Raw genomic sequence first — 15,467 nt, 5'->3', positions numbered from 1 at the left:
ATGTCTTTTGCCGACGGTGCACGGGGGCGCAGCCCCGAGGAGCTCATGAGCCAGGTGGGCGCGCTGGAGGACGAGGTCGTCGCCCTGAGGCGACGGTTGGCCGAGTCGCCTGGCCACTCGCACGGCCTCGAGCTCAGGCTCGCCGACACCCAGCGGTCGCTGGCCGCGGTGACCAGCCAGAACGAGCGGCTGGCCCAGACGCTCCGCGAGGCTCGTGACCAGATCATGAAGCTCAAGGAGGAGGTCGACCGGCTGGCCCAGCCGCCGTCCGGGTTCGGCACGTTCCTGGCGCGCAACGACGACGAGTCGCTCGACGTCTTCACCGGCGGTCGCAAGCTGCGCGTCAACGCCAGCCCGGCTGTGGACGTGGACCATCTCGTGCGTGGCCAGGAGGTCATGCTCAACGAGGCGCTCAACGTCGTCGCGGCGTTCGACTTCGAGCAGGTCGGCGACGTGGTGATGCTCAAGGAGCTGCTCGCGGACCGCGAGCGGGCCCTGGTCATCGGCAACGCCGACGAGGAGCGCGTCGTCCGGCTCGCCCAGCCGCTGCTCGAGGAGCACCTGCGGGCCGGTGACTCGCTGCTGGTCGACGGCCGCTCGGGCTACGCCTACGAGAAGGTGCCGAAGTCCGAGGTCGAGGAGCTGGTGCTCGAGGAGGTCCCGGACATCGACTACGAGTCGATCGGCGGCCTGGTCGCGCAGATCGACGCCATCCGGGACGCGGTCGAGTTGCCCTACCTGCACCCCGACCTGTTCCGCGACCACCAGCTCAAGCCGCCGAAGGGGGTCCTGCTCTACGGCCCGCCCGGCTGCGGCAAGACGCTGATCGCCAAGGCGGTGGCCAACTCGCTGGCCAAGAAGGTGGCCGCGCGCACCGGCGCGGAGGGGAAGTCGTACTTCCTCAACATCAAGGGCCCCGAGCTCCTCAACAAGTACGTCGGGGAGACCGAGCGGCACATCCGTCTGGTCTTCCAGCGTGCCCGGGAGAAGGCCAGCCACGGGACGCCGGTGATCGTCTTCTTCGACGAGATGGACTCGCTGTTCCGCACCCGCGGCTCCGGGGTCTCCTCGGACGTGGAGAACACGATCGTGCCCCAGTTGCTGAGCGAGATCGACGGCGTCGAGACCCTGGAGAACGTGCTGGTCATCGGTGCCTCGAACCGTGAGGACATGATCGACCCGGCGATTCTGCGCCCGGGACGGCTGGACGTGAAGATCAAGATCGAGCGCCCCGACGCCGAGTCCGCTCGCGACATCTTCTCCAAGTACCTGACCCCCGACCTGCCGTTGCACGCCGACGACCTGGCCGAGTTCGGCGACGACCGGGTGGCCTGCGTGGGCGCGATGATCCGGGCCACGGTGGAGCGGATGTACACCGAGTCCGAGGAGAACCGGTTCCTGGAGGTCACCTACGCCAACGGCGACAAGGAGGTCCTGTACTTCAAGGACTTCAACTCCGGGGCGATGATCCAGAACATCGTGGACCGGGCCAAGAAGATGGCCATCAAGGACCTCCTCGACCACGGACAGCGCGGGCTCCGCGTCCAGCACATGCTTCAGGCGTGCGTCGACGAGTTCAAGGAGAACGAGGACCTGCCCAACACCACGAACCCGGACGACTGGGCCCGGATCTCGGGCAAGAAGGGGGAGCGGATCGTCTTCATCCGCACGCTGATCACCGGCAAGCAGGGCACGGAGCCGGGCCGCTCCATCGACACCGTGTCCAACACCGGTCAGTACCTCTGACGCGGACGCCTCGGCGGGGTACGTTGTCGCCCATGGAGGGCGACGAGGTCGAACGCGCTGACGTCGAGGCGCTGCTGGAGACCCGTCGCGAGCTCGGCCCCGCCCTCGAGCGCGAGCTCGTCGACGGGTTCGCCGAGCGCATCGAGCGCGTCGTGGAGCAGCGGGTGGCGGCGGAGACCGAGCGTCGACGCAGCGCCGACCGGAGCGTGGCTGCCGCGGGCCCGCGCCAGCTGGCGCTGGGCATCGTCTCGCTGGTCGCGTTCATCCCGCTGGGCATCACCCTGGGGGTCACCGGGAACCTGGGGCCGCTGCTGGTCGTGCTCGCCGCGATCGTCGCGATCAACGTCGCGCACGCGTTGCAGGGCCGTCGTCCCTGAGATCGCAGCCCCGACCGCCGTACGCTGGGTCACATGAGCGTACGACGGGTGATGGGCACGGAGATCGAGTACGGCATCTCCGTGGCCGGACAGCCCCACGCAAACCCCATGGTCGCCTCCTCGCAGGTGGTCAACGCCTACGCGAGCTCCACCCTGCGGGCCCGTCGCGCGCGGTGGGACTTCGAGGAGGAGTCGCCGCTGCGCGACGCGCGCGGCTACGACCTCTCCCGGCAGGTGGCCGACCCGAGCCAGCTCACCGACGAGGACATGGGACTGGCCAACGTCATCCTGACCAACGGCGCCCGCCTCTACGTCGACCATGCACACCCGGAGTTCGCCACCCCGGAGGTGACCAACCCGCTGGACGCCGTGCGCTGGGAGAAGGCCGGGGAGCAGATCATGCTCGACGCCACGCTCCGGGCCGCGCAGCTGCCGGGGTCGCCGAGGATCCTGCTCTACAAGAACAACACTGACAACAAGGGCGCCTCGTACGGCGCCCACGAGAACTACCTGATGCGCCGGTCGACCCCGTTCAACGAGATCGTGCGCCACCTGACCCCGTTCTTCGTCAGTCGCCAGGTGGTGTGCGGGGCCGGGCGGGTCGGCCTGGGGCAGGACGGGCGTCAGCACGGCTTCCAGGTGAGCCAGCGCGCCGACTTCTTCGAGGTCGAGGTGGGCCTGGAGACGACGTTGAAGCGGCCCATCATCAACACCCGCGACGAGCCGCACGCGGACCCGGAGAAGTACCGACGCCTGCACGTGATCATCGGCGACGCGAACATGGCCGAGATCTCGACGTACCTGAAGATCGGCACCACCTCCCTGGTCCTGGCGATGATCGAGGACCGGTTCGTCAGCCCGGACCTGGCGGTGGAGAATCCGGTGGCCGCGCTGCGGGCGGTCTCGCACGACCCGACCCTGTCGCACCTGCTGACCCTGGACGACGGCCGGCGGATGACCGCGGTGCAGCTGCAGTGGGAGTACCTCGACCTGGCCCGCAAGTACGTCGACCAGAAGCTCGGCAGCGACGCCGACGCGCAGACCGTGGACGTGCTGGCCCGGTGGGAGTCGGTGCTGGACCGGCTCGAGCGGGACCCGCTGCTGTGCGCCGGTGAGCTCGACTGGGTCGCCAAGCTGAAGCTGCTCACCCAGTACCGGGACCGTGACGGCCTGGACTGGGACGACCCCAAGCTCCACCTGATCGACCTGCAGTACTCCGACCTGCGCCCGGAGAAGGGGCTCTACCACCGGCTCGCGCGGGCCGGCCGGATCGAGCGGCTGCTGGGGGACGCGGAGGTGGAGGCGGCCATGCACGAGCCGCCGCTGGACACGCGTGCCTACTTCCGCGGCCGCTGCCTGGAGAAGTACGCGCCGGACGTGGCAGCTGCCTCCTGGGACTCGGTGATCCTCGACCTGGCCGGCCACGAGTCCCTCCAGCGGATCCCGACGATGGACCCGCTGCGTGGCACCCAGGCGCACGTCGGCGGCCTGATCGACGCCTGCGACAGCGCCGAGGAGCTGTTCGCGGCGCTCACCCGCTGACGGGGGCGTCCGAGCCGCCGGCGAACGTCGGGTGCGGGGCTGGCGGTGGCGTATAAGGTCGGTCACATGTCCCAGGAGCAGAAGCAGCCGCGCAGGTCCTCCCAGGAGGAGGAGAGCACCGAGGCCGTCGTCGAAGGCGACGTGGCCGAGCGGAAGGAGACGCTCGACGACGACGTGGACGCGATCCTCGACGAGATCGACGACGTGCTGGAGACCAACGCCGAGGACTTCGTGAAGTCGTTCATCCAGAAGGGCGGGGAGTAGTGGCCGAGCACGGTCCCCGTCTGGGGGCGGCGTTCCTGCAGCCCGGCTCCTCCTCCTTCTCGGAGTTCCTGGCCGTCCAGGCGCCCGAGCTGCTGCCGTCGCGCCGGACGCCTCCGACGTCGGACGCGGGCCACCTGGCCCCGCACGGGACCACGATCGTGGCCGCGACCTTCCCCGGCGGCGTGGTGATGGCGGGGGACCGCCGCGCCACGATGGGCAACATCATCGCCCAGCGCGACATCGAGAAGGTCTTCCCCGCCGACGAGTTCTCCTGCGTGGGCATCGCCGGGACCGCCGGACTGGCGGTGGAGATGGTCCGGCTCTTCCAGACCGAGCTGGAGCACTACGAGAAGATCGAGGGCTCCACGCTCTCCATGGACGGCAAGGCGAACCGGCTCGCCGCCCTCATCCGGTCCAACCTGGGCATGGCGATGCAGGGCCTCGCGGTCGTCCCGCTCTTCGCCGGCTTCGACCTGCTGGCCGACCAGGGGCGGATCTTCTCCTACGACGTCACCGGCGGCCGCTACGAGGAGACGGCGTTCCACGCCGTGGGGTCCGGGTCGCTGTTCGCCCGCGGCTCGCTGAAGAAGCTCTACCGCGAGGACCTCGACGCCGAAGGGTGCGTGACAGCGGCCGTGCAGGCCCTGTACGACGCCGCCGACGACGACTCCGCGACCGGCGGGCCCGACATGACCCGGCGCATCTTCCCGGTCGTGCACGTGATCACCGCCGAGGGCGGGCGCCGGCTCCCCGACGCCCAGGTGGCCGCGGTGGCCGACCGGATCCTGGCCAGCCGGATGATCCGTCCGGACGGGCCGGGGGCCGAGCTCACGTGACCGATTCCGACCCCGCCGCCCAGGAGGACCTGATCCGATGAGCATGCCGTTCTACGTCTCGCCCGAGCAGCAGATGAAGGACCGGGCCGACTTCGCCCGCAAGGGGATCGCCCGCGGTCGTTCCGTGGTCGCCGTCCAGTACGTCGACGGCATCCTCTTCGTCTCCGAGAACCCCTCGAAGGCGCTGCACAAGGTGAGCGAGATCTACGACCGGATCGCCTTCGCCGCAGTCGGCCGCTACAACGAGTTCGAGAACCTGCGGATCGCGGGCGTCCGACTGGCCGACATGCGCGGCTACGCCTACGACCGGCGTGACGTGACCGGCCGCGGACTGGCCAACGCCTACGCCCAGACGCTGGGCACGATCTTCTCCTCCGGTGGCGAGAAGCCGTACGAGGTGGAGCTCTTCGTGGCCGAGATCGGCGAGGTGCCGGCCGAGGACCAGCTCTACCGGCTCACTTACGACGGCCAGGTCGCCGACGAGCACGGGTACGCCGTGATGGGCGGGGCGGCGGAGACCGTCGCCTCCTACCTGGAGAAGCACTCCACCGACGCGTCGTCCCTGGAGCAGGCGCTGCGCATCGCGGTCGCCGCGCTGGGCCACGGGGAGCACGGCGATCGGGTGATCCCGGTGGAGGACCTCGAGGTCGCGGCCCTGGACCGGACCCGGACCCAGCCGCGCAAGTTCGTCCGGCTGCGCGAGAGCCGGTTGGTCGAGCTGCTCGGCGACCGCACGACGAGCGACACCTCGGCTCCGCCGGCCGATCCGGTCGCACCCGCGGCCCCTTCCGACGCGCCGCCCGTGGCGCCGCCCGCACCGCCGGCACCGCCCGTCGCGCCGCCCGCGCCGGGCACGACGCCGGACAGCGGGTCGGAGTAGCCCACGCTCCGCCCGGGCAGCCTCGGGTAGCCCCCGGAGTCCTGGGGTGTCTAGAGGCTGAAGTCCGGGGCGGATGTGGGCCACGCCACTAGGGTGGGGCCATGGACCGGCGGATCTTCGGGATCGAGAACGAGTACGGCGTCACGTGCACGTTCAAGGGACAGCGCCGCCTGAGCCCGGACGAGGTCGCGCGCTACCTGTTCCGCAAGGTCGTCTCCTGGGGGCGCAGCAGCAACGTCTTCCTGCGCAACGGGGCCCGGCTCTACCTCGACGTCGGCAGCCACCCGGAGTACGCCACCCCCGAGTGCGACGACATCGCCGAGCTCGTCACCCACGACAAGGCGGGGGAGCGGGTGCTCGAGGGACTCCTGCTCGACGCCGAGCAGCGGCTCCACGACGAGGGCGTCTCCGGCGACATCTACCTGTTCAAGAACAACACCGACTCCGCCGGGAACTCCTACGGCTGCCACGAGAACTACCTGGTCGGCCGGGCCGGTGAGTTCAGCCGGCTGGCGGACGTGCTGATCCCGTTCCTGGTCACCCGGCAGATCCTCGTGGGGGCGGGCAAGGTGACCCAGACGCCGCGGGGTGCGTCGTACTCGGTCTCCCAGCGCGCCGAGCACATCTGGGAGGGCGTCTCCAGCGCCACCACCCGCAGCCGGCCCATCATCAACACCCGCGACGAGCCGCACGCCGACGCGGAGAAGTACCGCCGGCTGCACGTCATCGTGGGCGACTCCAACATGAGCGAGACCACCACGATGCTCAAGGTGGCCTCCTGCGACCTGGTGCTGCGGATGATCGAGGAGGGCGTGGTGATGCGCGACCTCACGATGGAGAACCCGATCCGCGCCATCCGGGAGATCTCCCACGACATGACCGGGCAGCGGAAGGTGCGCCTGGCCAACGGTCGCGAGGCCAGCGCGCTGGAGATCCAGGCCGAGTACCTCGGCAAGGCCCGCGAGTTCGTCGACCAGCGGGGGATCTCGACCCCCCTGATCGAGCGGGCGCTGGACCTGTGGGAGCGCGGGCTCAAGGCGGTGGAGAGCGACGACCTGGGCCTGGTCGACCGCGAGCTCGACTGGGTGATCAAGTGGAAGCTGATCGAGCGCTACCGGGCCGCGCACGGCCTCCCGCTGGGGCACCCGCGGGTCGCCCAGCTGGACCTCGCCTACCACGACATCCACCGCGGTCGGGGGCTCTACTACCTGCTGGAGAAGCGTGGCGCGGTCGCCCGGGTCACCAACGACCTGAAGATCTTCGAGGCCAAGTCGGTGCCGCCGCAGAACACCCGGGCCAGGCTGCGGGGCGAGTTCATCCGGACCGCCCAGGAACGCCGCCGGGACTTCACCGTCGACTGGGTGCACCTCAAGCTCAACGACCAGGCCCAGCGCACGGTCCTGTGCAAGGACCCGTTCCGGGCCCACGACGAGCGCGTGCAGCGGCTGATCGACGGGATGTGAGCCGGCTGAGCCGGTGCCAGGGTTCTCTCAGGGGACCGGGCTAGAGTGACGGCGTTTGTTCCCCCCACGTGAAGGTTGATTCCCTGTGTCTCGTCGTACCGCGGCTGCTGCCGCTCTGGCCGTCGGCCTCCTGTCCCTCACCGCCTGCGGTGACGACTCCGGTGACGAGGGGTCCGGGAACGCGCTGGACGCCGTCACCATCGAGGCCACGCCCGGCAAGGCGCCCGAGGTCACCTGGGACGAGAAGATGGATCCCTCCGAGATCGAGACCGACGTCCTGGTCGAGGGCGACGGCGAGCCCGCGGAGGCCGGCGACAGCGTGCTGGTGCACGTGTGGATCGGCAACGGCTTCGAGCAGGAGCAGTCCTTCAGCTCCTACGACCAGAAGCAGCCCACCCTGATCACCATCGACGACACCCTGCTGCCCGGCCTCAAGGCGGGCCTCGAGGGCCAGAAGATCGGGTCCGTGGTCGCGGTGGCCGCCTCGGCCGAGGACGCCTACGGCGAGGCCGGCAACTCCTCGCTGGGGATCGGCAACAAGGACAGCGTGCTCTTCGTGACCGAGCTGCTGGACGGCGTGGCCAACGAGCCGACCGGTGAGGAGCGGACGCCCGCCAAGTGGGCGCCCAAGCTGCTCGAGGAGGACGGCAAGGTCACCGGCTTCGACTTCGCCGGCACGCCCAAGCCCAACGGCAAGCTCTGGGTGACCAAGACCGTCAAGGGCGACGGTCCCGCGGTCAAGAAGGGCCAGACGATCTACGTCAACTACCTCGGCCAGGTCTACGAGGGCAAGGAGCCCTTCGACGAGTCCTACAGCAAGGGTCAGCCCGCGCAGTTCCCGATCGGCGTCGGCCAGGTCGTGAAGGGCTGGGACCAGTCGCTCGTCGGCGAGACCGTCGGCTCCCGGATCATCGTGGCCGTCCCGCCGCAGCTCGGCTACGGCGAGAAGGGCAACGAGCAGGCCGGGATCAAGGGCACCGACACGCTCTACTTCGTCGTGGACATCCTCGCGGCCGTCTGACCTGGCACCGGGGAGGGGGCCGAGGTGGCGAACCGCAAGAGCGAGCGTCTGCTCAACCTGCTGATCATGCTGCTGGTGCAGCGTCGGTACGTGCCCAAGTCGCGCATCCGCGAGATCCTCTACCCCGACCAGGGGGAGGAGGCCTTCGAGCGGATGTTCGACCGGGACAAGGAGGAGCTGCGCAGCCTCGGGGTGCCGGTGGAGACCGGCACCCTGGACGCCTACTTCGAGGACGAGGTGGGCTACCGGATCCGTCCCGACCAGCTCGCGCTGCCCGAGATCAGCCTGGACGCCGACGAGGCAGCCGTGGTCGGCCTGGCCGGGAAGGTGTGGCAGCACGCCACCCTGGCCGACGCGACGGCCGAGGCGCTGCGCAAGCTCGCCGCCGCCAAGGTGCCGGTCGACGTGGCCGCGCTGGACATCGTGGAGCCGCACATCGGCGCCGACGAGCCGACGTTCGACGTCTTCTGGGCCGCGACCCAGGAGCGTCGCGAGGTCGTCTTCGACTACCGGCGTCCGGGCGCCCCCGAGGCGCGGACCCGGCACCTGCAGCCGTGGGGCGTGGTCCGCTACTCGGGCCGCTGGTACGCCGTCGGCTTCGACACCGACCGGGGCGAGGAGCGGGTCTTCCGGCTCTCCCGGATCCAGGGACCTGCCCGGCTGGTCGGTGAGCCAGGAAGCTACGAGATCCCCGAGGGCACCGACATCCGGGCCGTGGCCACCCGGCTCGTGCCGGCACCGGCCACCGAGCCGGTCGCGGTGCTGGTCCGGGCCGGCACCGGCCACGGGCTGCGCCGGATGGCCGACGCGGTGGAGGCGGACGTGCCGGGCCCCGACGACCGAACGGCGTGGGACCGGGTGCGGCTCACGGCCAGCCCTCGGGTGGTCGCCGACGAGATCCTGCCGTACGGCGCCGATGCCTACGTGGAGTCGCCCGACTCGCTCCGCGCGGACGTACGCGGACGGCTGACGACCCTGCTGAGGACCCTGCAGACGACAGGAGGGCAGTGATGGCCGGCAGCGGCAGCGGCGCGCGCGACCAGGTCTCCCGGCTGCTCACGCTGGTCCCGTTCCTGCACGCCCACGGCTCGGTCCGGCTGGAGGAGGCCGCCGCGGCCCTGGGCACCAGCCCGGGCCAGGTGGTCCGGGACCTCAAGGTGCTGCTGATGTGCGGGCTCCCCGGTGGGTATCCGGACGACCTGATCGACGTCGACCTCGACGCCCTGGAGGGCGAGGAGGCCGACGGAGTGATCCGGGTCTCCAACGCCGACTACCTCTCGCGGCCGTTGCGGCTGAGCCCGACCGAGGCGACGGCGCTGATCGTCGCGCTCCGCGCGGTGCGCGACAGTGCCCCGGAGGCCACCCGGGACGTGGTGGACCGCACCCTGGGAAAGCTGGAGCAGGCCGCCGCGGAGGGCAGCGCACACTCGCAGGTCGAGCTGGACCTCGGCGGTGACGCTCCCGCGGAGGTGCGCGCGGGGCTGGAGCGGGCGCTCGCCGAGCGGCGCCAGGTCCGCCTGACCTACTGGGTCCCCACCCGCGACGAGGCGGGTGTGCGGGTCGTCGACCCGGTCCGGCTGCACCGCTCGGAGGGGTTCGACTACCTGGAGGGCTGGTGCCACTCCGCCGAGGGCCGTCGGGTCTTCCGGCTCGACCGGATCCACGCCCTCGAGCTGCTGGAGAGCCCCGCCGCCGCGCACGAGACCGCGCCGGTCGACCTCTCCGAGGAGCTCTTCCGGCACGCCCGGGCCGGGCAGCTGGCCACCCTGAGGCTCGCGCCCGGGGCCCAGTGGGTCCCGGAGTACTTTCCGGTCGACGACGTGCGACACCTTCCGGACGGCCGGCTCGAGGTGGATCTGCACGTCGGGGACGCCCGCTGGTTGACCCGCCTGGTGCTGCGGCTGGCGCCGCACGCGGAGGTGGTCTCGCCGGTGGAGCTGGCCCAGGCCTGTCGCCAGGCGGCCGCCGACGCGCTGAGGCTCTATGCTGGCGGTACGACGTAAGATGAAGGCTCACCCGCCACCCGAGGACAGACATGAACCTGTACGCCATCGCCGGACTCGGCACGCCTGAGCTGCTCATCATCCTGGCGGTCATCGTTCTCGTCTTCGGTGCCTCCAAGCTCCCCGAGCTGGCCCGCGGCAGCGGCCGCGCCCTGCGCATCTTCAAGGCCGAGACCAAGGGCCTGATGGACGACGACAAGACCCCTGAGCAGCGCGAGCTCGAGGCCCGCCGCCGCGAGGAGCTCGACGCCCCGTACCGCTCGCCCCACGACGAGCCTCGCCGCGACGACACCGCCTGACCCAGGCGATGGTGCGAGGTTTCCTCCAGGTCCTGCGCGGCACGCCGCAGCACCCGGTCGGCCCTGACGGGCGCATGCCGCTGAGCGACCACTTCCGGGAGCTCCGGGCGCGGGTCGTGCGCAGCGCCCTGGTCCTGGTGACCGTCTTCGGCGTCGCGCTCTTCTTCTACGACCAGCTGCTCGACCTGGTGCTGGACCCCTACAACAACGCCCGTCGCCAGCTGGACGCCGACGTGCAGACCATGGCGTACGTCGAAGGGGCCACCGGCCCGCTGATGCTCCAGCTCAAGCTGTGCGGCGTCGCGGCGATCGTGCTCTCCAGCCCGTACTGGCTCTCCCAGATCTGGGGCTTCGTGCTGCCGGGGCTGCACCGCGACGAGCGCCGCTGGTCGCGGATCTTCGCCGCGGTCGCGGGGCCGCTCTTCCTCGCCGGCGTGGCCACCGGCTACTACGTGCTGCCCAAGGGCCTGGAGGTGCTGATCGGCTTCACGCCCGACCAGCTCCAGAGCCTGGTGGAGTTCGGCACCTACTTCTCGTTCCTGACCCGGATGCTCCTGGTCTTCGGGGTCGCCTTCGAGATCCCGCTCTTCGTCATCCTGCTCAACCTCGCCGGGGTGGTCAGCGGCAAGGCGCTGGGTCGCCACCGGCCCTGGATCGTCATCGGCACGTTCGTCTTCGCCGCGGTGGCCACGCCCTCCACCGAACCGTTCTCGATGCTCGCGCTCGCGCTGCCCATGCTGCTGCTGTTCCTGGTCGCGGAGGTGGTCGCGCGCACGGTCGACCGCGTGCGCGCCCGCCGCGCAGCGGCCCAGCCGGTCTGGGGCGACGACGAGGTCTCGCCGATCTGACCCCCCGGGTCGGTGACCGCGGGTGCGCGCCGGACGGCGGATCGGGCACTGCGCACCGACGAGCGGACGCCCCAGTGAGAGGGTGTGCACGTGCAGCCGCCTGAGATCAGCGTCGTCGACCCCTTCGACCTCCCCGAGTGGCTGGGGACCGAGGAGGTCACCTGGACACCCGAGGAGGGGGTGCGCACCGGGCACCTCGTCGCCGGGGCGCTCTCGGCCACCGGCCACGAGACCCTGCCCTGCGACCTGCTCGCGGTCGACGAGGCCTACCCGGCACCGGTCGTCGCCGACGCGCCCCGGGCCCAGGCGCACCAGGCGTGGCAGCACGGCCAGGTGATGCTCGGACGGCGTGACGGCCGGCTGGTCCTGGCGGTGCCCGGCACCCGCTTCGGTCCCGACCTGGTGCTCAGGACCCTGGCCCGGCTGGCCCGGGCGGTCGGTGGATCGCCCGACCGGTACGCCGCCTACCTGCGGATCGGGGCCGAGGCGCCTCGGCGGCCATCACCGGGCCGCTAGGGTCGAGGGGTGACCGGCAGCCCTCGTGAGATCGCCTTCCTCACCAATCCCACCGCCGGCCGCGTCCGCAGCGGTGCCCGGCAGCGTGCCGTCGCCCGCCTGCGCGAGCGCGGGCTGGTGGTCCGTGACCTGGTGGGGCGCGACGCCGACGAGACCGCGGACCTGGCTCGCCGCAGCGTGGCCGACGGGGTCGACGGCCTGGTGGTCTGCGGCGGCGACGGCATGTTCCACCTCGGAGTCCAGGCGGTGGCCGGCACCGACGTCCCGCTCGGCCTCATCCCCGGCGGGACGGGCAACGACGTCGCCCGCTACTTCGACCTCCCTCGTGCCGACCCCGAGCAGGCCGCGGAGCGGATCGTCGCCGGGCGCACCCGGACCGTCGACCTGGGCCGCAGCGGCGACCGGTGGTTCGTCACCGTGCTGGCCGCCGGCTTCGACGCCCAGGTCAACGAGCGGGCGAACGCGATGCGCTGGCCGCGCGGGCAGGCGCGCTACACGCTGGCGGCGCTCGCCGAGCTGCGCACCCTGAGCCCGATCCGGTACCAGCTCGTCCTGGACGGCGACACCCGCCAGGTCGACGCGGTCCTGGTCGCCGTGGGCAACGGGCCGTCCTTCGGCGGAGGCCTGCGGATCACCGAGGGGGCCGTGCTCGACGACGGGCTCCTCGACGTCGTGGTGATCCGCCCGATGAGCCGCTCCGCCCTGGTGCGTCACTACCCCAAGCTGTTCGCCGGCACCCACGTCGGACATCCCCAGTACGAGCACCACCGGGTGCGCCGCGTGACCGTCGCGGCGCCCGGCATCGTCGCCTACGCCGACGGTGACCGGTTCGGCCCTCTCCCGCTCACGATCGAGTGCGTCCCCGCGGCGCTGAAGGTGTGGTCATGACTTCTCCGTCCGAGGCGTACGCCGCCTTCCGCCGCGACCGCCAGCACCCGGTCCTCGCCGAGTTCGCCGGGAGCTACTCGTTCGGCCTCGACGACTTCCAGCGACGGGCCTGCCAGGAGATCGAGGACGGTCGCGGCGTCCTGGTCGCGGCCCCGACCGGGTCGGGCAAGACCGTCGTCGGGGAGTTCGCCGTCCACCTGGCCCTGGCCACGGGACGCAAGTGCTTCTACACCACGCCGATCAAGGCGCTGTCGAACCAGAAGTACCACGACCTGGTCGCACGCCACGGGGCCGAGAACGTCGGCCTGCTGACCGGCGACCACACCATCAACGGCGAGGCACCGGTGGTGGTGATGACCACCGAGGTGCTGCGCAACATGCTCTACGCCGCCTCGACCACGCTGATGGGCCTCGGGTTCGTGGTGATGGACGAGGTGCACTACCTCGCCGACCGCGCCCGCGGGGCGGTCTGGGAGGAGGTCATCATCCACCTCCCGGAGTCGGTGTCGGTGATCTCGCTGTCGGCCACCGTCTCCAACGCCGAGGAGTTCGGCGAGTGGCTGGCCACCGTCCGCGGCGACACCACCACCATCGTGGAGGAGCGGCGACCCGTGCCCCTCTTCCAGCACGTGATGGTCGGACGCCGGATCCTCGACCTCTTCGCCAAGTCCGACGTCGACGCGGCGGCGGGCTTCGTCAAGGAGGGCGCTCCGGTCAACGGGGAGCTGCTCCGGGTGGCGCGTGACGACTTCGCGAGCAGCCGGCTGATGCGCGACCGTCGTTCGCCGCGCAAGGGCAAGCCCGGCTCGTCCAAGAGCCCCCGCGCGGTGGGCAACGGACGCCGGGTCTGGATCCCGAGCCGGGTCGACGTGATCGACCAGCTCGAGCGGCTCGGCATGCTGCCGGCGATCGTCTTCATCTTCAGCCGGGTCGGCTGCGACGCCGCGGTCACCCAGTGCCTCTCCGCCGGGGTCAGGCTCACCACCCCCGAGGAGCGGGACGAGATCTTCGCCTTCGTCGAGGAGCGCTGCCGGCACCTGCCCGACGACGACCTGCAGGTGCTCGGCTACCACGAGTTCCTCGAGGGTCTGACCCGCGGCGTGGCCTCCCACCACGCGGGCATGCTGCCGACGTTCAAGCAGTGCGTCGAGGAGCTCTTCGCGCGGGGGCTGTGCAAGGTCGTCTTCGCCACCGAGACGCTGGCCCTGGGCATCAACATGCCGGCCCGCACCGTGGTGATCGAGAAGCTCTCGAAGTGGAACGGCGAGACCCACGCCGACATCACGCCGGGGGAGTACACCCAGCTGACCGGACGCGCCGGGCGCCGCGGCCTCGACGTCGAGGGGCACGCGGTCGTGCTCTGGCAGCCGGGCACCGACCCGCGCGAGCTCGCCGGTCTGGCCTCCACCCGTACCTACCCGCTGCGCTCCTCGTTCCGGCCCAGCTACAACATGGCCGTCAACCTGGTCCACCAGTTCGGCCGGGACCGCGCGCGGGAGCTGCTGGAGATGTCCTTCGCGCAGTTCCAGGCCGACCGGGCGGTGGTGGGCCTGGCCCGCCAGCTGCACCAGGCCGAGGACGCGCTCGAGGGCTACGCCGAGGCCGCCACCTGCCACCTCGGCGACTTCATGGAGTACGCCGGGCTGCGCCGGCGCATCTCGGACGAGGAGAAGGCGGCCGCGCGGGCGCGCAAGGCCGACCGACGCGGGGAGGCGCTCGCATCCCTGCAACGGCTCAAGCCCGGCGACGTGATCCAGGTGCCGGCGGGCAAGTTCGCCGGCTACGCGGTGGTCGTCGACCCCGGCCTCGGCAACCCCGACGAGCCGCGCCCCTACGTGGTCACCGCGGACCGGCAGGCCCGGCGGCTGGCGCCGATGGACTTCCCCACGCCGGTCGAGGCGCTGACCCGGGTGCGGATCCCGCGCTCCTTCAACGGACGCAACCCGCAGATGCGCCGGGACCTGGCCAGCGCGCTGCGGGCGCGCACGCACGACCTCACCCCGCCGCCGCGCAAGCGGGGGAGTCGCGAGGCTCCCGGACAGAGCCCGATCGACCGGGAGATCGAGTCCCTGCGCCGCCAGCTGGCCCAGCACCCGTGCCATGGCTGCCCCGACCGGGAGGACCACGCCCGCTGGGCCGAGCGCTGGTTCAAGCTCTCGCGGGACACCGCGACCCTGCGGCGACGGGTGGAGAACCGCACCAACACCGTGGCCCGCATCTTCGACCGGGTCTGCGAGGTGCTGGAGGCGCTGGACTACCTCGACGGCAACGAGGTGACCGAGCGTGGGGCCCGGCTGCGGCGGATCTACACCGACATGGACCTGGTCGCAGCGGAGTCGCTGCGGCAGGGGCTGTGGGACGACCTCACGCCGCCGGAGCTGGCTGCCGTCCTCTCGGTGCTGGTCTACGAGGCCCGCCGCGCCGACGACGCGAGCCCGCCCCGGCTCCCTTCCGGGCGCGCCCGCGACGTGATCGGGGAGATGGTGCGCCTGTGGGCCGACCTGGACGCGTTGGAGAAGGACCACCGGCTCGACTTCCTCCGCGAGCCCGACCTGGGCTTCGCCTGGGCCGCGCAGCGCTGGGCGGAGGGCGACGACCTCGACGAGGTGCTCGGCGGGATCGACCTGGCGGCGGGCGACTTCGTACGCTGGATGAAGCAGCTGCTGGACCTCGCCGGCCAGGTCGCGGACGCGGCCGCCGACACCCCGCTGCGCAAGACGGCGCGGGAGACGTCGAAGGCGCTGCGGCGAGGTGTGGTCGCCTACAGCGCCTTCAACGAGTAGC

At 71.4% G+C, this 15,467-nt stretch carries 15 protein-coding genes; all 15 read left to right on the top strand.

Annotated features, from left to right (window positions below; all coding sequences use genetic code 11):
• Positions 1 to 45: 45 nt before the first annotated feature.
• The 15 genes from arc to H8838_RS09930 all read left to right on the top strand — a co-directional run bounded on the left by arc (position 46) and on the right by H8838_RS09930 (position 15,466).
• Positions 46 to 1,746 (top strand): proteasome ATPase, encoded by a 1,701-nt coding sequence (gene arc, locus H8838_RS10000; RefSeq protein ID WP_397180478.1) that lies wholly within the window; start codon positions 46 to 48, stop codon positions 1,744 to 1,746.
• A 32-nt stretch (positions 1,747 to 1,778) separates the two neighbouring features.
• The gene (locus H8838_RS09995; RefSeq protein ID WP_181311023.1) at positions 1,779 to 2,123 is read left to right on the top strand and encodes a hypothetical protein; all 345 of its coding nucleotides are present in this window, start codon (positions 1,779 to 1,781) and stop codon (positions 2,121 to 2,123) included.
• A gap of 33 nt (positions 2,124 to 2,156) precedes the next feature.
• Positions 2,157 to 3,665, top strand: coding sequence for a depupylase/deamidase Dop (dop, locus tag H8838_RS09990; RefSeq protein WP_181311022.1), 1,509 nt, complete (start codon positions 2,157 to 2,159; stop codon positions 3,663 to 3,665).
• A gap of 66 nt (positions 3,666 to 3,731) precedes the next feature.
• Entirely contained in the window at positions 3,732 to 3,929 is a 198-nt protein-coding gene (locus tag H8838_RS09985; RefSeq protein ID WP_181311021.1) for a ubiquitin-like protein Pup, read from the top strand.
• Complete coding sequence (gene prcB, locus H8838_RS09980; protein WP_181311020.1) at positions 3,929 to 4,765, top strand: proteasome subunit beta; 837 nt, start codon at positions 3,929 to 3,931, stop codon at positions 4,763 to 4,765. The genes H8838_RS09985 and prcB overlap by 1 nt, the downstream gene beginning before the upstream one ends.
• 37 nt (positions 4,766 to 4,802) lie before the next feature.
• Positions 4,803 to 5,645, top strand: a complete 843-nt coding sequence (gene prcA / locus H8838_RS09975) for a proteasome subunit alpha (RefSeq protein WP_181311019.1) — start codon at positions 4,803 to 4,805, stop codon at positions 5,643 to 5,645.
• Positions 5,646 to 5,746: 101 nt separating this feature from the next.
• Positions 5,747 to 7,108, top strand: coding sequence for a Pup--protein ligase (pafA, locus tag H8838_RS09970; protein ID WP_185996167.1), 1,362 nt, complete (start codon positions 5,747 to 5,749; stop codon positions 7,106 to 7,108).
• Positions 7,109 to 7,193: 85 nt separating this feature from the next.
• Positions 7,194 to 8,129: an FKBP-type peptidyl-prolyl cis-trans isomerase gene (locus H8838_RS09965; RefSeq protein WP_181311017.1), complete on the top strand. Its 936-nt coding sequence runs from the start codon at positions 7,194 to 7,196 to the stop codon at positions 8,127 to 8,129.
• Between the two features lie 24 nt (positions 8,130 to 8,153).
• Positions 8,154 to 9,140: a helix-turn-helix transcriptional regulator gene (locus tag H8838_RS09960; protein ID WP_181311016.1), complete on the top strand. Its 987-nt coding sequence runs from the start codon at positions 8,154 to 8,156 to the stop codon at positions 9,138 to 9,140.
• A complete protein-coding gene (locus H8838_RS09955) occupies positions 9,140 to 10,132 on the top strand; it encodes a helix-turn-helix transcriptional regulator (RefSeq protein ID WP_181311015.1) in 993 nt (330 codons plus the stop codon). The genes H8838_RS09960 and H8838_RS09955 overlap by 1 nt, the downstream gene beginning before the upstream one ends.
• Before the next feature lie 32 nt (positions 10,133 to 10,164).
• Positions 10,165 to 10,431 carry a twin-arginine translocase TatA/TatE family subunit gene (gene tatA, locus H8838_RS09950; protein WP_181311014.1) on the top strand — a complete coding sequence of 89 codons (267 nt, stop codon included), beginning with the start codon at positions 10,165 to 10,167 and terminating at the stop codon, positions 10,429 to 10,431.
• An 11-nt stretch (positions 10,432 to 10,442) separates the two neighbouring features.
• A complete protein-coding gene (gene tatC / locus H8838_RS09945; protein WP_224766510.1) occupies positions 10,443 to 11,279 on the top strand; it encodes a twin-arginine translocase subunit TatC in 837 nt (278 codons plus the stop codon).
• 90 nt (positions 11,280 to 11,369) lie between these two features.
• Positions 11,370 to 11,795: a hypothetical protein gene (locus H8838_RS09940; protein WP_181311012.1), complete on the top strand. Its 426-nt coding sequence runs from the start codon at positions 11,370 to 11,372 to the stop codon at positions 11,793 to 11,795.
• Between the two features lie 9 nt (positions 11,796 to 11,804).
• Entirely contained in the window at positions 11,805 to 12,683 is an 879-nt protein-coding gene (locus H8838_RS09935; RefSeq protein WP_181311011.1) for a diacylglycerol kinase, read from the top strand.
• Entirely contained in the window at positions 12,680 to 15,466 is a 2,787-nt protein-coding gene (locus H8838_RS09930) for a DEAD/DEAH box helicase (RefSeq protein WP_181311010.1), read from the top strand. Before H8838_RS09935 ends, H8838_RS09930 begins: the two co-directional genes overlap by 4 nt.
• The last annotated feature ends 1 nt before the right edge of the window (position 15,467 follow it).

This window comes from Nocardioides campestrisoli (assembly GCF_013624435.2).
In the GTDB taxonomy this organism is placed as follows: domain Bacteria; phylum Actinomycetota; class Actinomycetes; order Propionibacteriales; family Nocardioidaceae; genus Nocardioides; species Nocardioides campestrisoli.
Note: the sequence above shows the minus strand (reverse complement) of the source record. Positions and strands in the feature narration are given on the sequence as shown.